Below are 20,227 nucleotides of genomic sequence, written 5' to 3'. Positions count from 1 at the left end.
CGTCGCCCCGCCCACCAATCCCCACGAATCCAGTCGGATTTGGTCAAAATTTGTGCTATATTCCGCGCCCGCGATTTCCCTGCACACCAGAACCGGTCACTGACATGCAAGCAGCCAAACCACTCTACGACTATCCCAAGTACTGGGCCGAATGCTTCGGGCCAGCACCTTTCCTGCCAATGAGCAGGGAGGAGATGGATCTGCTCGGCTGGGATTCCTGCGACATCATCATCGTGACCGGTGATGCCTACGTCGACCATCCGTCGTTCGGCATGGCCATCATTGGCCGTCTGCTGGAAGCCCAGGGCTTCCGCGTGGGCATCATCGCCCAGCCGAACTGGCAGTCGAAAGACGACTTCATGAAGCTCGGCGAACCGAACCTGTTCTTCGGTGTGGCCGCCGGCAACATGGACTCGATGATCAACCGCTACACCGCGGACAAGAAGATCCGTTCCGACGATGCCTACACCCCTGGTGGCCTGGCCGGCAGCCGTCCGGACCGTGCCAGCCTGGTGTACAGCCAGCGCTGCAAGGAAGCCTACAAGCATGTGCCGATCGTGCTCGGCGGCATCGAGGCTTCGCTGCGCCGCATCGCCCATTACGACTACTGGCAGGACAAGGTTCGTCACTCGATCCTGATCGACGCCAGCGCCGACATCCTGCTGTTCGGCAACGCCGAGCGTGCGGTGGTCGAGGTGGCCCAGCGCCTGTCCAACGGGGAGAAGATCGAGACCATCACCGACGTGCGCGGCACCGCCTTCGTGCGCCGCGATACCCCGCAGGGCTGGTACGAGATCGACTCCACCCGTATCGACCGCCCGGGGCGCGTCGACAAGATCATCAACCCGTACGTGAACACCCAGGACACCCAGGCCTGCGCCATCGAGCAGGCCAAGGGCGACCAGGAAGACCCGAACGAAGCCAAGGTGGTGCAGATTCTCGACAGCCCGGCCGTGACCCGGGAAAAGTCGGTGATCCGCCTGCCATCGTTCGAAAAGGTGCGTAACGACCCGGTGCTCTATGCCCATGCCAACCGCGTGCTGCACCTGGAGACCAACCCGGGCAACGCCCGTGCGCTGGTGCAGAAGCATGGCGAAGTGGATGTGTGGTTCAACCCGCCACCCATCCCCATGAGCACTGAGGAAATGGACTACGTGTTTGGCATGCCTTACGCCCGTGTGCCGCACCCGGCCTATGGCAAGGAGCGCATCCCGGCCTACGAGATGATCCGTTTCTCGGTGAACATCATGCGTGGCTGCTTCGGTGGCTGTACCTTCTGCTCGATCACCGAGCACGAAGGCCGCATCATCCAGAACCGCTCGCACGAGTCGATCCTGCACGAAATCGAAGAGATGCGTGACAAGGTGCCGGGCTTCACTGGCGTGGTCTCGGACCTTGGCGGGCCGACTGCCAACATGTACCGCATCGCCTGCAAAAGCCCCGAAATCGAGAAGCACTGCCGCAAGCCGTCGTGCGTATTCCCGGGTATCTGCGAAAACCTCAATACCGACCACAGCTCGTTGATCGAGCTGTACCGCAAGGCCCGCGCCTTGCCGGGTGTGAAAAAGATCCTGATTGCTTCCGGCCTGCGCTACGACCTGGCGGTGGAATCGCCGGAGTACGTCAAGGAACTGGTCACCCACCACGTTGGCGGCTACCTGAAGATTGCCCCGGAGCACACCGAGCGTGGCCCGCTGGACAAGATGATGAAGCCGGGTATCGGCACCTACGACCGCTTCAAGCGCATGTTCGAGAAGTTCTCGAAAGAAGCGGGCAAGGAGCAGTACTTGATCCCGTACTTCATTGCCGCGCACCCGGGTACCACCGACGAAGACATGATGAACCTGGCCCTGTGGCTGAAGGGCAACGGCTTCCGCGCCGATCAGGTACAGGCGTTCTACCCGTCGCCAATGGCCTCGGCCACGGCCATGTATCACTCGGGCAAGAACCCGCTGCGCAAGGTGACCTACAAGAGCGAAGGGGTGGAGATCGTCAAGAGCGACGAGCAACGCCGTCTGCACAAGGCGTTCTTGCGCTATCACGACCCGAAGGGCTGGCCGATGCTGCGTGAAGCGCTGCAGCGTATGGGCCGCGCCGACCTGATCGGGCCGGGCAAGCACCAACTGATCCCGCTGCACCAGCCGCAGACCGATACTTATCAGAGCGCGCGCCGGAAGAACTCGACCCCAGCAGGTAGCCACAAGGTGGGCAAGGATCAGAAGATCCTCACCCAGCACACCGGCCTGCCGCCGCGTGGCAGCGATGGCAGCAAGCCGTGGGACAAGCGCGAAAAGGCCAAGGCCGAGGCGTTTGCGCGTAACCAGCAGGCGGCCAAGGAGCGCAAAGAGGCGAGCAAGGGCGGCAAGGGCAACAAGAAGCCGCGTCAGCCTGTCATTCCGCGTTAACTGATCGATTTTTGGGGGCTGCTTTGCAGCCCATTGCGACACAAGGCCCACACACATTGATCGGCATACGCAGTGCCTATGTGGGAGCGGCCTTGTGTCGCGAAAGGACCGCGAAGCGGTCCCAAAAATCTCAGCTTCAATCAGGCTGCTTGTCGACCCACTTCGGCACCACCGGCGCGATAAAACGGTCCATCCCTTCCAATAGCTCGTCCGGCTGCTGCCCCAGCAGTAGCATCGCCCGGTGTTGCGGGCGCACGAAGCCTTCTTCGACGATATGGTCGAGGAACCCGCCCAGCTTGTCGTAGAAACCGATCACATCCAGTAGCCCGAGTGGCTTGGCGTGATAGCCCAGCTGCCCCCAGGTCCACACTTCGAACAGTTCCTCCAGCGTACCCAGCCCTCCCGGCAAGGCAATGAAGGCATCGCTCAGCTCGGCCATGCGGGCCTTGCGCGCATGCATGCCATCCACCACTTCCAGACGGGTCAGGCCTTTGTGGCCGACTTCAGCGTCCAGCAGGCTCTGCGGAATGATCCCGACCACTTCGCCGCCGGCCGCCATGGCCGCGTCGGCCACCACGCCCATCAAGCCGACCGCGCCACCGCCATACACCAGGGTCAAACCACGGCGGGCAATGGCCTGGCCTAGCGCGACGGCTGCTTCACGGTAGGCAGGGTTGGCGCCCATGCTGGCGCCGCAGAACACACAAACGGAACGTACGGGCATTGCTCATCTCCTGTTACTCAGGCGCACAGGGTACGGCGCATGCCCGTCGCTTCCAAGGCCGGTTCATTCTGGTCGGGAGAATTCGCAGATGGCTCCTGTGGCCCCGTGGGCGTAGGCGGCGAGCAGGCTATTGAGGAAGTTGGAGATGGGCATTTGGTATTGCTCCTAAATGAGAGGTTGTCCCATCGTCTAATAAAAGGGCATGATGTGCCCTTAAATTGGTTGTATACAATCCATTGAACAATTCTACTGGCTGACCGCTTGACACCCCCTTGACCCATATCAGCAAGGGGCTGAACGGTTTCAGGCAGTCTCGCAATTGATAAAACCCTGCCAAGGAGATTCATGATGTTTGCGAAAGCTGTAGCGGTATCCCTGCTGACCCTCGCCAGCGCTTCTGTCTTCGCCGCCGAGTGCTCGGTCACTGTCGACTCGACTGACCAGATGTCCTACACCAGCAAGGAATTCACTGTCGACAAGAGCTGCAAGGAATTCACCGTCAAACTGACCCACTCCGGCAACCTGCCGAAGAACGTCATGGGCCACAACCTGGTGATCAGCAAGACTGCCGACATGCAGGCCATTGCCACCGAAGGCATGAGCCAGGGTCTGGATAAGGACTACCTGAAGGCTGACAACGCCGCGATCATCGCCCACACCAAGATGATCGGCGCGCCTGAGAAAGAAACTGAAGTGAAGTTCGACACTTCCAAGCTGGAAGCCGGTGGTGACTACAGCTTCTTCTGCACCTTCCCGGGCCACATCTCGATGATGAAAGGCAAGGTCATCGTCAAGTAATCAAAGGCTGACGGCGAACCCTGTAGGAGCGGGTTCACCCGCGAATGCGTCGGTGGGTTCACCATCGTATTCGCGGGTGAACCCGCTCCTACAGGTCTTTCTATCGCCTTATCAAGGGGCGAACGGCAGTTCGCGCTTGTGCTGGGTCTTGCGGTAGGTGGCGACGATGATGTCGAACGCTGCCTGGTCAACCGGCTGCCCATGCAGGAAGGCATCGATCTGCGCGTAGGTCACGCCATGTGACGCCTCGTCCGGCTTGCCCGGCTCCAGGTCTTCCAGGTCGGCCGTTGGCACCTTTTCCACCAGTGACTCCGGCGCACCGAAGCTGCGCGCAATCGCCCGTACCTGATTCTTCACCAGCCCACTCAACGGCGCCAGGTCGCAGGCACCATCACCAAACTTGGTAAAGAAGCCCATCACCGCCTCGGCGGCGTGGTCGGTTCCGATCACCAGACCTGCGCGAGCGCCAGCGATGGTGTACTGGGCGACCATCCGGGTGCGTGCCTTGACGTTGCCAACCACGAAGTCCACCAGCGTCGGCGAGCCGTTCTTCAACGCCGCCACTTCAGCTGCCAATGCACGCACTGCCGGGGCGATATCCACCGTGTGAACTTCATCTGCCTTGATAACTTCCAGGCATGCCTGAGCGTCATGCTCGTCATGCTGTACCTGGTACGGCAGGCGCACGGCAATGAAGGTGTAGGCCTTGTCGCCGGTCTCTGCGCGCAGCTCGTTGATGGCGCGCTGGGCGAGCAGGGCGGCAGTCAGTGAGTCGACGCCACCACTGATGCCCAGCACCAAGGTCTTGAGTCGAGCGTTGGCCAGACAGTCCTTGATGAACGCCACCCGCCGGGCGACTTCGGCCTCGAGCGCTGCCGAGTCGGCGAACGGCGGCTGTACCTTCAGCGCCTGGGCAATCTCTTGCTGAACCGCTTGCATGGGTTACTCCTTGCTGGGGACTTTGAATACGTGGCGCATGTAGGCGACGAAGTTCTCGTCGCGGCACTGGGTCTTGGCGGCTTCATCAGAAATCTTGGCCACCGGCGCGCCGTTGCAGTCGGTCATTTTAAGCACGATGTTCATCGGTGCCACACCTGGGATGTCGCAGGTCAGGTTGGTGCCGATGCCAAAGCTGACGTTGATGCGTCCGCGCAGGGCGCGGAAAATTTCCAGCGAGCGGGTCAGGTTGAGGCCGTCGGAAAACACCAGGGTCTTGGTCATCGGGTCGATACCCAGTTTCTGGTAATGGGCAATGGCCTTTTCCGCCCAGGCTACCGGCTCGCCCGAATCATGGCGCAGGCCGTCGAACAGCTTGGCGAAGTACAGGTCGAAATCGCCGAGGAAGGCATCCATGGTGATGCAGTCGGTCAGGGCGATCCCGAGCAGGCCGCGGTACTCGCGTACCCAGCAGTCCAACGCCGCGATCTGGCTGTCGATCAGCCGTGGGCCGAGCTGCTGGTGGGCCATGATCCACTCGTGGGCCATGGTGCCCAGCGGCTTGATATCCAGTTTCCATGCCAGGTCGACGTTGCTGGTGCCGACAAAACGGCCGGGGAAGTCGTCGCGCAGCACCCTTGCCACTTCCTCCTGCACGCGGCTGGAAAAGCGCCGGCGGGTGCCGAAGTCGGCCACCTGCAGTTCGGCCAGCTCGTCGTCGCTGGCATGCGCACGCAGCCAGTCGAACTTGCGGTACAACTGGTCCCGCGCCTCGGCCAGGCGCATGTGCGGGTGCAGGTTGCGGTTACGTACTTCGCTGATGATGGCCAGCAGCGGCACTTCGAACAGGATCACATGCAGCCACGGGCCTTTCAGGCGCAGGAACAGCTGATCATTTTCGATGCCGACGTGCACGTAACGCAGGTTGAAGCGGAACAGGCGCAGAAAGCGTAAAAAGTCGGGCTTGAGGAAGCTGATGCGTTCGAGGAAGGCCAGCTGGCCATCGTCCAGGGTGAGGTCGCCAAGCCGTTCGAGCTGATTGCGAATTTCGCCGAGGTAGGGGCGCAGGTCCTCCCCGTTGCGGCAGCGGAATTCCCATTCGACGTCGGCGTCCGGGTAGTTGTGCAGCACACCTTGCATCATGGTGAGTTTGTAGAAATCGGTGTCGAGCAGGTTGTGCACGATGCGCTCGGCGAATGCGCTTTCGCTCATCAAGGGGGCTCCGGAAGCGGCGATTGGCGGACATTGTGCCAGCCTTTTCCACCTTGTGTGGCTGTTCCGGCCTCTTCGCGGGCACGCCCGCTCCTGCACGGTGCGGGTACTTGCTCCTGTTGTAGGGGCGGGTTTGCCGGCGAAGAGGCCGGAACGGCCAAAACAGAGGTGTTTTTCCGTGCACCAGCTAGCCTTGAAACGGTGCCGCCTGTAGCAGTCGCGCACCAGCAGTGTGCAGTTCGGTGACGTCCGCTGTTACAGGGCGGTTGCACGTAAACACTTGCCAGGGTTGCAATGATGGCACTCGACGGTTGCTCCTTGTCTGTACGTGTGGTGGCGCCTGCCGCGTGGCAGACGGTTGCACGCTCAATAAAGAAAAGGCCGCCCGTCGGCTGCAGGCACCCTTCACAGTGTGTTTTCCCGGAATACAAAACCGATGGCACGGCCCTTGCTCTGAGTACCGGGCTGAGAAGTTGTAGTGCCAACCAAAAAAACTCTAGGAGCACCACCTCATGTCGCAGACGTTTTACAAGAAAGGTTTCCTGGCTCTGGCCGTAGCTACGGCACTGGGTGTTTCTTCGTATGTTCAGGCCGACGTCAAGATCGGTGTAGCGGGCCCCATGACCGGTGCCAACGCAGCGTTTGGCGAGCAGTACATGAAAGGTGCGCAGGCAGCGGCTGACAAGATCAACGCCGCCGGTGGCGTGAATGGCGAGAAAATCGTCCTGGTCAAAGGCGATGACGCCTGTGAGCCGAAGCAAGCGGTGGCCGTGGCCAACCGACTGGTCGACCAGGACAAGGTGATTGGCGTGGTAGGCCACTTCTGTTCTTCCAACACGATCCCGGCCTCCGAGGTATATGACGAGGCGGGCGTGATCGCCATCACCCCAGGTTCCACCAACCCACAGGTCACTGAGCGCGGCCTGAGCGCCATGTTCCGCATGTGCGGCCGTGACGACCAGCAGGGGATCGTCGCTGGCGACTACATCGTCGACGTGCTCAAGGGCAAGAAGGTCGCGGTGTTGCACGATAAGGACACCTACGGTCAGGGCTTGGCCGACGCGACCAAGGCGCAGCTGGAAAAACGCGGCGTGAAGCCTGTGCTGTACGAAGGCCTGACCCGTGGCGAGAAAGACTTCAGCGCGGTGGTCACCAAGATCCGCTCTACCGGTGCCGACGTGGTCTACTTCGGCGGCCTGCACCCGGAAGCCGGCCCGCTGGTACGCCAGTTGCGCGAGCAGGGCCTGAAGGACGTCAAGTTCATGTCCGATGATGGCATCGTCACCGACGAACTGGTGTCCACCGCCGGCGGCGCGCAATACGTTGACGGCGTGTACATGACCTTCGGTGCCGACCCGCGCCTGCTGCCAGACAGCAAGGCGGTGGTGGAAGAGTTCCGCAAGGCGGGCACTGAACCTGAGGGCTACACCCTGTACGCCTACGCTTCGCTGCAGGCCCTGGCTGCCGCGTTCAATGGCGCGAAGTCGAACAAAGGCGAAGACGCTGCCAAGTGGCTCAAGGCCAACCCGGTGCAGACCGTCATGGGTGAGAAGAAGTGGGACAGCAAGGGCGACCTGACCGTGTCCGACTACGTGGTCTACCAGTGGGACAAGACCGGTAAATACCACCAGCTGGAAAAACAAAAATAACAACGGCCCGCGGCCCGGGCGTTTGCTCGGGCCCAAGCCCCGCGGTACCTGTCTTTATTCGTAGATCTGCACAGTTCTGCGCTGCGAGGGCCCCGCACAGGTGGCCCGCGCCGTGGTCGGCGCTCGTGCAATCTCAATCAGGTGAGATTGCGTTATGGATGGTATTTTCCTGCAGCAACTGGTCAACGGCCTGACCCTCGGGTCGGTCTATGGCCTGATCGCCATCGGCTACACAATGGTCTATGGCATTATCGGCATGATCAACTTCGCGCACGGCGAGGTGTACATGATCTCCGCTTACCTCGCGGCGATCAGCCTGGCATTGCTGGCTTACTTCGGTGTCGAATCGTTCCCCCTGCTGATGCTGGGCACCTTGTTGTTCACCATCGTCGTCACCGGCGTTTATGGTTTCACCATCGAGCGCATCGCCTACAAACCGCTGCGTAACTCCACCCGCCTGGCACCGCTGATCAGTGCCATCGGCATTTCGCTGATCCTGCAGAATTACGCGCAGATCAGCCAGGGCGCCCGCCAGCAAGGCGTGCCAACCCTGCTGGAAGGCGCCATGCGTGTCGAAGTCGGAACCGGCTTCGTGCAACTGACTTATACCAAGATCTTCATCCTGGTGGCGGCCTTCGTCGGCATGGGCCTGCTGACCTACGTGATCAAGTACACCAAGCTCGGCCGCATGTGCCGTGCTACCCAGCAAGACCGCAAGATGGCCTCGATCCTGGGTATCAACACCGACCGGGTGATTTCCTACGTGTTCGTCATCGGTGCGGTGATGGCCGCCCTGGCCGGCGTGCTCATCACCATGAACTACGGCACCTTCGACTTCTACGCCGGCTTCATCATCGGTATCAAGGCGTTCACTGCCGCAGTGCTCGGGGGTATTGGCTCGTTGCCGGGGGCCATGCTCGGCGGGATCATCCTGGGCATTTCCGAGTCGCTGTTCTCAGGCTTGATCAACTCCGACTACAAGGATGTGTTCAGCTTCTCGCTGCTGGTGATGATCCTTATCTTCCGCCCACAAGGCCTGCTGGGTCGCCCGCTCGTGGCTAAGGTGTGAACATGTCCGTTGCCAAAACTGCCTCTCTTAGCGAAACCAAGGGTTTCGACCTTAAACGCAGCCTGCTGGAGACCATTGTCGCTGGCCTGCTTGCACTTATCGTGTTTGGCCCGGTCGTTGGCGTGGTGCTCGACGGCTACACCTTCAATGCCGAGCCGCGCCGCGTGGCCTGGCTGGTCGGCGGTGTGATGGTGGGGCGCTTCCTGCTCAGCCTGTTCCTGCAGACTGCCCCCGGGCAGCGCATGCTCCTGGGCTTCGACAGCGGTGGCTCGGGCGTGCATGTGACCGCACCGGACTACAAGTCGCGCCTGCGCTACATCATCCCCGCGCTGATCGTGATTGCCATCGTTTTCCCGATCTTCGCCAACAAGTACCTGCTGACCGTGGTCATCCTCGGCCTGATCTACGTATTGCTGGGCCTTGGCCTGAACATCGTGGTCGGCCTGGCCGGCCTGCTCGACCTGGGTTACGTGGCGTTCTATGCCATCGGTGCCTACGGCCTGGCGCTGGGTTACCAGTACCTGGGGCTGGGCTTCTGGAGCGTGCTGCCGCTGGCGGCCATCGCTGCGGCGCTGGCCGGGTGCATCCTCGGCTTCCCGGTGTTGCGCATGCACGGTGACTACCTGGCGATCGTGACGCTGGGCTTTGGCGAGATCATCCGCCTGGTGCTGAACAACTGGCTATCGTTCACCGGTGGCCCCAACGGCATGCCGGCACCTTCACCCACCTTCTTCGGCCTTGAGTTCGGCCGCCGGGCCAAGGATGGCGGGGTGCCTATCCACGAGTTCTTCGGCTTCGAGTACAACGCCAGCCTCAAGTTCGTGTTCATCTACGCGGTCCTGTTCATGGTCGTGCTGGCAGTGCTGTACATCAAGCATCGCCTGACTCGCATGCCGGTCGGCCGGGCCTGGGAAGCGCTGCGCGAAGACGAGATCGCCTGCCGTTCGATGGGCCTGAACCACGTGCTGGTCAAGCTGTCCGCCTTTACCCTGGGCGCCTCGACTGCCGGTCTGGCCGGGGTGTTCTTCGCCACCTACCAGGGCTTCGTCAACCCGTCGTCATTCACATTCTTCGAGTCGGCGCTGATCCTCGCCATCGTCGTGCTGGGTGGCATGGGCTCGACCGTGGGTGTGGTCATCGCGGCGTTCGTGCTGACCGTGGCGCCGGAACTGCTGCGCAGCTTCTCCGAGTACCGGGTGCTGCTGTTCGGCGTGCTGATGGTGCTGATGATGATCTGGCGACCGCGTGGGCTGATCCGCATCAGCCGTACCGGTGTGACCCCGCGTAAAGGAGTGGCGCCATGAGCGACGATATCATTCTCTCGGTCGACAACCTGATGATGCAGTTCGGTGGCATCAAGGCGCTCAGCGACGTCAGCCTGAAGGTTCGGCGCAACCAGATCTTTGCCCTGATCGGCCCCAACGGCGCCGGCAAGACCACGGTGTTCAACTGCCTGACCGGCTTTTACAAAGCCAGTGGCGGACGTATCGAACTGAACGTGCGCGGCAGCCACACCAACGTCATCCAGCTGCTCGGCGAACGCTTCCAGGCGGCCGACTTCGTGTCGCCTGCGCGCTTTGCCAACCGTATGTACTACAAGATGTTCGGCGGTACCCACCTGGTCAATCGCGCCGGCCTGGCGCGCACCTTCCAGAACATTCGCCTGTTCAAGGAAATGTCGGTGGTGGAGAACCTGCTGGTGGCCCAGCACATGTGGGTCAACCGCAACTTGCTGGCCGGGGTGCTCAACACCAAGGCCTACCGCAAGGCCGAAAGCGATGCACTGGACCACGCCTTCTACTGGCTGGAAGTGGTCGACCTGGTCGATTGCGCCAACCGCCTGGCCGGCGAGCTGTCGTACGGCCAGCAGCGGCGCCTGGAAATCGCCCGGGCCATGTGCACGCGGCCGAAGATCATCTGCCTGGACGAACCGGCGGCGGGCCTTAACCCGCAGGAAACCGAGGCACTCAGCCGCATGATCCGTGTGCTGCGTGACGAGCACGATATCACTGTGGTGCTGATCGAGCACGACATGGGCATGGTCATGAGCATCTCCGACCATATCGTGGTGCTGGACCACGGCAACGTGATTGCCGAAGGTGCGCCGCAGGACATCCGCCACAACCCGACGGTGATTGCCGCCTACCTGGGTGCAGACGAAGAGGAACTGGTATGAGTGCACCCATTCTCGAGCTGAAGGACCTGGACGTGTTCTATGGGCCGATCCAGGCGCTGAAGAAAGTCTCGATGCACATCAACGAGGGCGAGACGGTAAGCCTGATCGGCGCCAACGGTGCCGGCAAGTCGACCCTGCTGATGTCGATTTTCGGTCAGCCGCGGGCGGCATCCGGGCATATCGTGTACCGCGGCACCGACATCACCCGCAAATCCTCGCACTACATCGCCTCCAACGGCATTGCCCAGTCGCCGGAGGGGCGCCGGGTGTTTCCCGACATGACCGTCGAGGAAAACCTGATGATGGGTACCATCCCCATCGGCGACAAGCATGCCGACGAAGACATGCAGCGTATGTACGAGCTGTTCCCGCGGTTGAAGGAGCGGCGTAACCAGCGGGCCATGACGATGTCCGGTGGCGAGCAGCAAATGCTGGCGATTGCCCGGGCGCTGATGAGCCGGCCGAAGTTGCTGTTGCTGGACGAGCCCTCGCTGGGGCTGGCGCCGATCGTGGTCAAGCAGATTTTCTCGACCCTGCGAGAACTGGCCAAGACCGGGATGACCATCTTCCTGGTGGAGCAGAACGCCAACCATGCGCTGAAACTGTCGGACCGGGCCTATGTGATGGTCAACGGGCAGATTCGCATGACCGGGACCGGGCAGGAACTGTTGGTCAATGAGGAAGTGCGTAACGCTTATCTGGGCGGGCACTGAGTTGTATGCAGGGGCTGCAATGCAGCCCCCTTCTCAATGTGGAAAACTTGTCGTCCCCTTCTCCCGAAACACACCCATATTCCTTCGCAAGCCATTGTTTCCACAGGCCGGTTCTTTTCCACGGATAGTGTGGAGCCGCCTGTGGAAAACATGGTGGCATATCGCTCAAGCCCTTTAGTATCAAGCCCTGTAGCGATTTGATCAATTTTTGTTCATATCCCGGTTGTGGATGATTTTCCCAAGCTTTCAAAATCTCTGCCTGCACTTAAAGTGCCGCGACAACCCTGTGGATAACTCTGTGTAAAAACCTTGGACAGACCGCTGCAGGCGGCATGTTTGAAAGCCTTGCGCCATCACCGCCAAGATATCCACCGACCACAACCTGCTGAAAGGGTTCCGTGCAGTGGACAAGTTGCCCCCAATCTGTGGGGAAAGCCTTGTGGATAACATGCGCATACCTGGCGGCGAGCCCTCTGCCGCAAGGGTTTGCAGAATATGAACAAAAAATGAACAGCCCCTGAACGGCTTGCTGCCAAGGCCAGGCGCGGGCATGCTGCAAAGCTGCCATGACAACCTACCGTGAGGAACACAGCATGACGTCCACCGTATTCATCACTGGCGCGACTTCCGGTTTCGGCGAGGCCACCGCCCGCCGCTTTGCAGAAGCCGGCTGGAAGCTGGTACTCACTGGGCGCCGCAAAGAGCGCCTGGACGCCCTGTGCGCTGAACTGTCGGCCAAGACCGAAGTGCATGGCCTGGTGCTGGACGTGCGTGACCGCAAGGCCATGGAGCAGGCTATTGCCAATCTGCCGGCCGGCTTTGAAAAAATTCGCGGTCTGGTCAACAACGCCGGCTTGGCGCTGGGTGTGGATGCTGCGCAGAACTGCAGCCTGGATGACTGGGAAACCATGGTCGACACCAACATCAAGGGCCTGATGTACACCACTCGCCTGCTGCTGCCACGGCTCATCGCCCATGGCCGCGGCGCGTCGATCCTGAACGTCGGGTCGGTGGCGGGCAACTACCCGTACCCGGGCAGCAACGTGTATGGCGGCACCAAGGCCTTCGTCGGCCAGTTCTCGCTGAGCCTGCGTTGCGACCTGCGCGGTACCGGTGTGCGTGTGAGCAACATCGAGCCGGGCCTGTGCGAGAGCGAGTTCTCGCTGGTGCGCTTCGGGGGTGACCAGGCCAAGTACGATGCTACCTACGCGGGTGCGGAGCCGATCCAGCCACAGGATATTGCCGAGACCATCTTCTGGATCCTCAACCAGCCGGCGCACATCAATATCAACAGCCTGGAACTGATGCCGGTGAGCCAGGACTGGGCAGGGTTCTCGATCGACCGATCAAAAGGCTAAGCACGAGGCGCGAACCGGAAAGATCCGGTTCGCGAAGCAACCGCATCGCTCAGTTGATATAGTAAAAGCCGGTTCTTTCTTTAGGGATGATGCCTAACGCTTGAAGGACATCGTTGATGGCGTCATGCCGGCCCATGTCCTCGGCCGTTGCTTTGCAATTGATGACACGGCGCAAGCTTAGCAGGTAGCTGAGTTTGCCATGGGAGTGCTCGTCATAGCGGTGGCCGTGATCGATTATCTTCTGTGCCGCTCGGTTGATCTGCTCTTCGACAAATGCCTTGAAGGCTTCTGCTTCCATGTTGGTTACTCCTGAACGTTCGAGAAAGGAGTACCAACATAGGCGTGGGGAGATGCTTCCGGCAGAGGGAAACGCTCACCCCTGACAGGTTCGTTGGATGGACAGTCAGAGGCTCGACTGATTCAGCCCTTCCAGGCAGGTAGCCAAGTGATAAGGCGTGGTCGATGGCATGTCATCCCTGCTCACCGCGCCGTCACCCCCTCGGCACTCATACCAGCCGGCGTCACGCAGGAATCGTGCTGAAAGGGCGCCCAACTGCCCCGCGAGCTTTGCTTCACTGCCTTCACGCAATGTAAGCGCCCGCAGGTACTCGGCCTGCGCCCAGATACGCTGGGAGGCATCTAGCACCCGGCCATCCACATTGAGCATGGCCAGTACTGCCGCATCCTTCACCCCGAATTGCTCGGCAAAGCCGAAAGCCCGGTCTATTGACGCATGCAGCGGCGTGTCACGCAGCAGCGGGGAGGTATGCAGCAGATAGAACCACTCGAACTGGTGCCCAGGCTCGAACCAGTTATCCACAGCCCCGCGTGGCTTTTCCAGCATCAGGCCATGGGCCGGTTCAATGAAATGCGCCTCGAGCGCCTGACACAATTGCAGCAGCGACTGGCGGACATGTTCGTCGTCACGCACAGCCATTACTTGCAGGAACGCTTCGGCCAGGTGCATCTGCGGGTTTTGCAGCGGGCCACTGCCGAGGTCGGCCCAGTCTTCGCCCAGGCAGGCTTCGTACAGGCCATCGTCACGGGCGAACTGCTGGTCGATGATGTCCAGCGCAGCATTCAACGTGGACTCCACCAGGTTTTCGCGCACTTTGCCCCAGTAGTGCGCGCAGGCGAACACGATGAAGGCGTGGGTATACAGGTCCTTGCGCCGGTCCAGCGGCTTGCCGTGGGCGTCGATGCTGTAGAACCAGCCCCCGTGCTCGGCATCATGGAAGTGCTTTTGCAGCGAGCGAAACAGGGCTGCGGCGCGTTCGGCGGCGCCCGGTTGGCCGATACGGCTACTGAACACGTACAGCTGGCGTGCACAGGCCATGGCCCGGTAGCGCTGCACCGGCAACGGTTGGTGCTGGGCGTCCAGCGCTTCGTAGGGCAGGGCCATGTCGGCGTTCCAGCCCGGGCCTTGCCACAGCGGCACGATGCGTTCGGCGAAGTGCTGGTTGAAGCGGGCCAGTTCGGGCAGGGTGGGGCGGGGGTCGGACATTTGGGCGCTCGTCGCTGTCGGGCAGGGCGCCATGGTAGCAGAAGTGGGGTTTTCAGTAGCCTGGGTTGCCGAGCCCCTGCCAATGCCGCGCCCCGACAAAGATGAAGCGCAATTGCTGGGTGATCTTTTCCTGCGGCGTCAGGGCCTGTGGATAACCCGCTTCCGGGTTGTCGATAAGCTCGGGCAGGGTGGCGAACACGGTCTTCACCACCAGGTCGGCCATCACCGCAAGCGCGGCGCTGTCCAGGTGTTGCCAGCGCTTCATGCGCGCAAGGTCGGTGGCAAGGTCGTCGCTGATATCCTGGCGCAGGCGGGCAATGGCCTGGCGCACGGCCTGTGCACCGCCGTACTGCTCGCGGGCCAGGAACAGGAACTGCGCGCGGTGGGCGGCTACCACGTCGAGGAAGATGCGCACCGAGGCGTCGGTGATGCCGCCCAGTTCGAATTCGTTCTGGCGCACCAGGCGGATGGTTTGGCGGAAGGTGGTGTCGATTTCGGCGACAAGGGCCAGGCCCAGGGCGTCCATGTCGGAGAAATGCCGATAGAAGCCGGTCGGCACGATGCCAGCTGTCTTCGCCACTTCGCGCAGGCTGATACTGCCGAAACCACGGCCACTCTCCATGAGCAGGCAGGCGGCATCGAGCAGGGCCTGGCGGGTCTGTAGCTTCTGTTCGGCGCGCGGCAGCATGATGCGGGCTTCTGTAACGGTCAGGCTGGGCACTCTAGATAAAAAAACAAAGCCCGGTCAATGGACCGGGCCTGGAGGGGAGCAAGCGTTGTGACAGAAGTTGTTCTTTTCGGCCATGGCGATCAGCTCACACGGCTGAGTTCAACCAGGCGATCCGAGCCACCTTCAGCGACACGGCCAGCTTGTTCGATCAGACGATCGGAGCCACCTTCTGCGACACGGCCAGCTTGTTCGATCAGACGATCGGAGCCACCTTCTGCGACACGGCCAGCTTGTTCGATCAGGCGATCGGAGCCACCTTCTGCGACACGGCCAGCTTGTTCGATCAGGCGATCGGAGCCGCCTTCGGCAACACGGCCAGCTTGTTCGATCAGGCGATCCGAGCCACCTTCGGCAACACGGCCAGCTTGTTCGATCAGGCGGTCCGAGCCACCTTCGGCGACACGGCCAGTACGTTCGATCAGTCGATCGGAACCACCTTCAGCTACGGTTTTCAGCGGCTGGGCAATTTCGGCTGCACTGGAGCGCGCTTCGGATGTCAGGTGTTGCTCGGACGCAGGCAAGGCGAAAGCGTTGGCGGCCAGAAGGGACAGGGTCAGGGTCAGCAGATGGCGTTTCATGATTTCGGTGCTCCTCTCGGGGGCTGGAAAGTGGGTACGAAGCCAATGCTACGCCGCGTAACGCCAGAGAGAAGTTCATACGGGTAATGGTAACAATCGACCATATTGATAGAGGTTTTCAGGGCGTCTATTCCGGCCATTGCAGCCATGCAGGCAATCCGCTTGCCCGGTTGGCGGTGGGTAACATGTGCAGTCTGGTGAGACAAATTTCTGAGCAAGAGGCCAGGAAAAACTTCGCTATCATGGCGCCATCGATAAAACCTCACGGGTTTTCATCAGTCGGAGTTATGAGGCCATCGCTGCGCCTGTTTTCTGTCATGCCGCAAGGAGAAATACGCAATGACGCGTCCCGTCAGAATCCTCGTCTGGACCCTCGCCAGCCTGCTTACCGTGCTGGCGATCCTGGTGGTAGTGATTGCCACCTTCGACTGGAACCGCGTCAAGCCACTGCTCAATGAGAAGGTTTCCGAAGCCTTGCATCGGCCCTTCGCGATCAACGGCAACCTCGCCGTGCACTGGCGTACCGAGCCCGAAGAGGGCGGCTGGCGTGCCTGGGTGCCTTGGCCGCACTTCATTGCCGAAGACCTGACGCTGGGCAACCCCGAGTGGCTCAAGGAGCCGAAGATGGTCGGCCTTGAGCGCGTGGAGTTTCGCCTGGCGCCGCTGCCGCTGGTGTTCCAGCAGATCAGCATACCCCGCATCAACCTCACCAAGCCCACTGCCAGCCTCACTCGCCTGGCCGATGGCCGCGCCAACTGGGTCTTCGACTTCGGCCCCAAGGATGAGAACGCTGAACCTTCCAAATGGCAGCTGGACATCGGCGCCATCGGCTTTGACCAAGGCAACGTCAGCTTCGACGACCAGACCCTCAAAACCAGCATGAAGGTGCAGATTGACCCGCTTGGCAAGCCAATCCCGTTCAGTGAGATTGTCGGCAAGGCCAGCGCCGAGAAGGCCGGCGGTGCGCAGGACTATGCCTTCGCCCTCAAGGCTCAGGGCCGCTACAAAGGCCAGCCAGTGTCCGGCACCGGCAAGATCGGTGGCCTGCTGGCCCTGCAGGACGCCAGCCAGCCGTTCCCGCTGCAGGCCGACGTGCGCATCGCCGACACCCATGTGGTGCTCGCCGGTACCCTCACCGACCCGCGCAACCTTGGTGCCCTCGACCTGCGCCTGCGTTTGTCGGGTGCCAGCCTGGGCAACCTCTACCCATTGACCGGCGTCACCTTGCCTGACACCCCGGCCTATTCCACCGACGGCCACCTACGCGCCAACCTGCAGGCGGCGCAAGGGGCGTCGTTCAATTACCAGGGCTTCAACGGCAAGATCGGCGACAGCGATATCCATGGGGACCTGGCCTTCGTTGCCAGCCAGCCACGGCCCAGACTGTCCGGCAACCTGGTATCGAACCAGTTGCTGTTCAAGGACCTGGCGCCGCTGATCGGTGCCGACTCCAATGCCGAACAGAAGGCCCGTGGCGGTGCCAGCAAGCAGCCTGCAGGCAAGGTGCTGCCAGTGGAGGCGTTTCGCACCGAGCGTTGGCGGGCAATGGACGCTGATGTCACCTTTGCAGGCAAACGCATCGTGCACAGCGCGCAACTGCCGTTTACTGACCTGTCGGCCCATGTGGTGCTCGAAGACGGCCTGTTGCGCCTGGAGCCCCTGCGCTTTGGCGTGGCCGGCGGCAGCCTTGCCTCCAACATCCGCCTGGACGGGCGCAGCGTGCCCTTGCAGGGGCGCGCGAAGTTGACTGCGCGGGGCTTCAAGCTCAAGCAACTGTTCCCCACCTTTGCGCCAATGCGGACCAGCTTTGGTGAGCTCAATGGCGACGCCGACATCAGCGGCCGTGGCAACTCGGTAGCCGCCTTGCTGGGTACCGCCAGTGGCGACCTGCGCATGCTGATCAACGATGGCGCCATCAGCCGTAGCCTGATGGAAATCGCCGGGTTGAACGTGGGCAACTATGTGGTCGGCAAGCTGTTTGGTGACGAGGACGTGAAGATCAACTGTGCGGCAGCCGATGTAGGCATCAAGGATGGCCTGGCGACTACGCGGCTGTTCATCTTCGATACCGAGAACGCGATCATCTACATCGACGGCACGGCGAATTTCGCTTCCGAGCAACTGGATTTGAACATCACCCCGGAATCGAAAGGGCTGCGGTTGTTCTCGCTGCGTTCCCCCCTGTATGTGCGCGGACCGTTCGCCAAGCCGAACGCCGGTGTGCAGGCATTGCCGCTGGCGTTGCGTGGCGCAGGGATGGTTGCGCTGGGGGTGGTGGCAGGGCCGGCGGCTGGGTTGCTGGCGCTGATTGCGCCCAGCAGCGGGGATGACCCTAACCAGTGCACACCGTTGTTGCAGCAGATGAAGGCAGGCAAGGCGCCGGCGGCGGTGAAAGCGCGGAAATAGCAAGGGGCCGCAAAAGCGGCCCCTTGAGGGTGTCAGAAATCAAAGGCCTTGCAACAGGTCGGACATATCGTCCGCGTGCTCCTCTTCCTGCGCCAGGATATCTTCGAAGATACGACGGGTAGTCGGGTCTTTATCCCCGATGTACTGAATGATCTCGCGGTAGCTGTCGATGGCAATCCGCTCTGCCACCAGGTCTTCCAGCACCATCTCTTTCAACGAGTTGCCGGCCACGTACTGGGCATGCGAGTGCTTGGTCAGGTTGTCAGGGTTGAAGTCCGGCTCCCCGCCCAGTTGTACGATACGCTCGGCCAGCTTGTCGGCATGTTCGGCTTCCTGGTTGGCATGTTCCAGAAATTCCTCTGCAGCCACACTGGCTTTGATGCCGCTGGCCATGAAGTAGTGGCGCTTGTAGCGCAGCACACAGACCAGCTCGGTGGCCAGCGATTCATTAAGCAGGCGCAGGATCTGTTCACGGTCGGCGTGGTAACCCTCGGTCACTGCGCCTTGCTCCACATGCTGGCGTGCACGCTCGCGCAGGGTTTTCACATCGGTCAGTTCAACATTGCTCATGGTTATCTCCAGCAGGGGTCAGGGTCGGGTCGGAACACAGGCTTATGCGCCATGCAGGGCGTCGCTGTCCTCCTGGCGTTGCTTGCAGGTCTTGAAGCCTTTGGCATCGACATGGCCGGTGGCATCGAAGCGCACGTAATAGGGCTGCTGCTTGCCGTCGCGGTTGAGGATGTAGTCGTTGCAGGTGCCCCCGTGCGGCAGGTCGATCACGCTCGACGGACTGCCGCCAATGGCGATGACCTTCTGCATGGTCATACCGTTCTCCACCTGCTTGACCAGCGGCTCATCGCGGTAGGTGACGTAATCCACCGGGTTTTCCGGGCGGCTGCCGCAGGCGGCCAGGGTGGCGCTTGCCAGAAGGATTGCCAGGGTCTGCTTGTACATGGTCCCGCTCCTTGCAAAGGGTCTGTGTGGTTTTGAACCACAGCGCGCGCCAGGAGTTCGATTGCGATGGTCATGATGGCCGCTGTAGTGTTGGCTCGTCGTACACGCAAAGGAGCTGCGGCAATGCAGCAGGATTTGGCAACGCGATACCCGCTGGTGCTGGTGCCGGGCATGCTCGGGTTTGTCCGGATGGTGCTCTACCCCTACTGGTTCGGTATTGTGCCGGCCTTGCGCAAGGGCGGGGCCCAGGTGTTTCCGGTGCAGGTTTCGCCGCTGCATTCCAGCGAGGTACGCGGCGAGCAGTTGCTGGCGATCATCGACGATATCTGCCAACGTACCGGCGTCGACAAGGTCAACCTCATCGGCCACAGCCAAGGAGCCCTGAGTGCGCGTTACGCAGCGGCCAAACGGCCCGGGCGAGTGGCTTCGGTCACCTCGGTGGCCGGGCCCAACCATGGTTCTGAACTGGCCGACCACCTGGAACGCACGGCACCGGGCGATTCACCCCAGGGGCGCATCCTCAAGGCCGTGCTGCATGGGTTTGCCGTGCTGCTGGTGTGGCTGGAAACCGGCTGGCGTCGCGACCCGCTGCCGGTAGATGTGCACGCCTCGCACCAGTCGCTGACCAGCGCCGGGGTGGCACTGTTCAACCAGGCTTATCCACAGGGCCTGCCGCAAACCTGGGGTGGGGAAGGGGCCTATGAGGTCAATGGCGTCCGCTATTACTCCTGGTCTGGCACCTTGCAGCCCGGCCTGACAGACCAGGGGCGCAACCGCTTCGACGGCAGCAGCCGCTTCTGCCGCCTGTTCGCACGCAGTTTCATCAAGGAAAAGGGCCATTGCGACGGCATGGTCGGGCGTTTCAGTTCGCACCTGGGGCAGGTGATCGGCGACGATTACCCGCTCGATCACCTGGACATCGTCAACCAGTCGCTCGGTGCCGTGGGCAAAGGCGCGGAGCCGGTGCGGCTGTTCACCGAACATGCCGCCCGGCTCAAGGCGGCGGGGCTTTAGC

Annotated in this window: 19 protein-coding genes; 10 read left to right on the top strand and 9 right to left on the bottom strand. The window is 61.5% G+C overall.

All coding sequences use genetic code 11. The features are described 5' to 3' along the window. Positions 1 to 104: 104 nt before the first annotated feature. A complete protein-coding gene (locus ACF8FG_RS07485; protein ID WP_014592586.1) occupies positions 105 to 2,405 on the top strand; it encodes a YgiQ family radical SAM protein in 2,301 nt (766 codons plus the stop codon). Positions 2,406 to 2,541: 136 nt separating this feature from the next. Here ACF8FG_RS07485 and ACF8FG_RS07480 read toward each other — a convergent pair whose 3' ends face one another. After that, positions 2,542 to 3,129, bottom strand: a complete 588-nt coding sequence (locus ACF8FG_RS07480; protein WP_019438728.1) for a TIGR00730 family Rossman fold protein — start codon at positions 3,127 to 3,129, stop codon at positions 2,542 to 2,544. A gap of 348 nt (positions 3,130 to 3,477) precedes the next feature. On the opposite strand from ACF8FG_RS07480, the gene azu reads away from it, so the two are divergent. Continuing rightward, positions 3,478 to 3,927, top strand: coding sequence for an azurin (azu, locus tag ACF8FG_RS07475; RefSeq protein ID WP_003249580.1), 450 nt, complete (start codon positions 3,478 to 3,480; stop codon positions 3,925 to 3,927). A gap of 111 nt (positions 3,928 to 4,038) precedes the next feature. Here the strand turns inward: azu and nadE are convergent, their stop codons facing one another. Beyond that, positions 4,039 to 4,866, bottom strand: a complete 828-nt coding sequence (gene nadE / locus ACF8FG_RS07470) for an ammonia-dependent NAD(+) synthetase (RefSeq protein ID WP_053868172.1) — start codon at positions 4,864 to 4,866, stop codon at positions 4,039 to 4,041. Between the two features lie 3 nt (positions 4,867 to 4,869). Continuing rightward, a complete protein-coding gene (gene pncB, locus ACF8FG_RS07465; RefSeq protein WP_014592583.1) occupies positions 4,870 to 6,075 on the bottom strand; it encodes a nicotinate phosphoribosyltransferase in 1,206 nt (401 codons plus the stop codon). A 512-nt stretch (positions 6,076 to 6,587) separates the two neighbouring features. Between pncB and ACF8FG_RS07460 the strand changes: the two genes are divergently transcribed. The 6 genes from ACF8FG_RS07460 (at position 6,588) to ACF8FG_RS07435 (ending at position 13,040) form a co-directional block, all read left to right on the top strand. Then, entirely contained in the window at positions 6,588 to 7,724 is a 1,137-nt protein-coding gene (locus ACF8FG_RS07460; RefSeq protein ID WP_003249588.1) for a branched-chain amino acid ABC transporter substrate-binding protein, read from the top strand. A gap of 154 nt (positions 7,725 to 7,878) precedes the next feature. Then, positions 7,879 to 8,793 (top strand): branched-chain amino acid ABC transporter permease, encoded by a 915-nt coding sequence (locus tag ACF8FG_RS07455; protein WP_014592581.1) that lies wholly within the window; start codon positions 7,879 to 7,881, stop codon positions 8,791 to 8,793. Between the two features lie 2 nt (positions 8,794 to 8,795). Beyond that, positions 8,796 to 10,097 (top strand): high-affinity branched-chain amino acid ABC transporter permease LivM, encoded by a 1,302-nt coding sequence (gene livM / locus ACF8FG_RS07450; RefSeq protein ID WP_019437192.1) that lies wholly within the window; start codon positions 8,796 to 8,798, stop codon positions 10,095 to 10,097. Then, positions 10,094 to 10,969: an ATP-binding cassette domain-containing protein gene (locus ACF8FG_RS07445; protein ID WP_010955466.1), complete on the top strand. Its 876-nt coding sequence runs from the start codon at positions 10,094 to 10,096 to the stop codon at positions 10,967 to 10,969. The genes livM and ACF8FG_RS07445 overlap by 4 nt, the downstream gene beginning before the upstream one ends. Then, entirely contained in the window at positions 10,966 to 11,682 is a 717-nt protein-coding gene (locus ACF8FG_RS07440; RefSeq protein ID WP_004576969.1) for an ABC transporter ATP-binding protein, read from the top strand. Before ACF8FG_RS07445 ends, ACF8FG_RS07440 begins: the two co-directional genes overlap by 4 nt. A 593-nt stretch (positions 11,683 to 12,275) precedes the next feature. Next, positions 12,276 to 13,040, top strand: coding sequence for an SDR family oxidoreductase (locus ACF8FG_RS07435; RefSeq protein ID WP_003249597.1), 765 nt, complete (start codon positions 12,276 to 12,278; stop codon positions 13,038 to 13,040). A 49-nt stretch (positions 13,041 to 13,089) separates the two neighbouring features. Here ACF8FG_RS07435 and ACF8FG_RS07430 read toward each other — a convergent pair whose 3' ends face one another. The 4 genes from ACF8FG_RS07430 to ACF8FG_RS07415 all read right to left on the bottom strand — a co-directional run bounded on the left by ACF8FG_RS07430 (position 13,090) and on the right by ACF8FG_RS07415 (position 15,852). Continuing rightward, a complete protein-coding gene (locus tag ACF8FG_RS07430) occupies positions 13,090 to 13,338 on the bottom strand; it encodes a hypothetical protein (RefSeq protein WP_064492504.1) in 249 nt (82 codons plus the stop codon). A 105-nt stretch (positions 13,339 to 13,443) separates the two neighbouring features. Then, positions 13,444 to 14,544, bottom strand: a complete 1,101-nt coding sequence (locus ACF8FG_RS07425) for an AGE family epimerase/isomerase (RefSeq protein ID WP_014592577.1) — start codon at positions 14,542 to 14,544, stop codon at positions 13,444 to 13,446. A 52-nt stretch (positions 14,545 to 14,596) separates the two neighbouring features. Continuing rightward, positions 14,597 to 15,232, bottom strand: coding sequence for a TetR family transcriptional regulator (locus tag ACF8FG_RS07420; RefSeq protein ID WP_003249603.1), 636 nt, complete (start codon positions 15,230 to 15,232; stop codon positions 14,597 to 14,599). Between the two features lie 122 nt (positions 15,233 to 15,354). Then, positions 15,355 to 15,852 (bottom strand): hypothetical protein, encoded by a 498-nt coding sequence (locus ACF8FG_RS07415; RefSeq protein WP_039612255.1) that lies wholly within the window; start codon positions 15,850 to 15,852, stop codon positions 15,355 to 15,357. Positions 15,853 to 16,191: 339 nt separating this feature from the next. Between ACF8FG_RS07415 and ACF8FG_RS07410 the strand changes: the two genes are divergently transcribed. Next, positions 16,192 to 18,258 (top strand): AsmA family protein, encoded by a 2,067-nt coding sequence (locus tag ACF8FG_RS07410; protein WP_392518673.1) that lies wholly within the window; start codon positions 16,192 to 16,194, stop codon positions 18,256 to 18,258. 39 nt (positions 18,259 to 18,297) lie between these two features. Here the strand turns inward: ACF8FG_RS07410 and ACF8FG_RS07405 are convergent, their stop codons facing one another. Then, positions 18,298 to 18,828: a bacterioferritin gene (locus tag ACF8FG_RS07405; protein ID WP_004576962.1), complete on the bottom strand. Its 531-nt coding sequence runs from the start codon at positions 18,826 to 18,828 to the stop codon at positions 18,298 to 18,300. 42 nt (positions 18,829 to 18,870) lie between these two features. Next, complete coding sequence (gene osmE / locus ACF8FG_RS07400; RefSeq protein WP_014592574.1) at positions 18,871 to 19,212, bottom strand: osmotically-inducible lipoprotein OsmE; 342 nt, start codon at positions 19,210 to 19,212, stop codon at positions 18,871 to 18,873. Between the two features lie 123 nt (positions 19,213 to 19,335). On the opposite strand from osmE, the gene ACF8FG_RS07395 reads away from it, so the two are divergent. Further along, on the top strand, positions 19,336 to 20,226 hold the full coding sequence (locus ACF8FG_RS07395) for a triacylglycerol lipase (RefSeq protein ID WP_012053841.1): 891 nt from the start codon (positions 19,336 to 19,338) through the stop codon (positions 20,224 to 20,226). Position 20,227 lies beyond the last annotated feature (1 nt).

The sequence above is a fragment of the Pseudomonas sp. YQ_6 genome (assembly GCF_043103245.1).
GTDB lineage: Bacteria > Pseudomonadota > Gammaproteobacteria > Pseudomonadales > Pseudomonadaceae > Aquipseudomonas > Aquipseudomonas alloputida.
The sequence above is the reverse complement of the archived record's forward strand: the minus strand, read 5'-3'. Positions and strand labels throughout refer to the sequence as shown.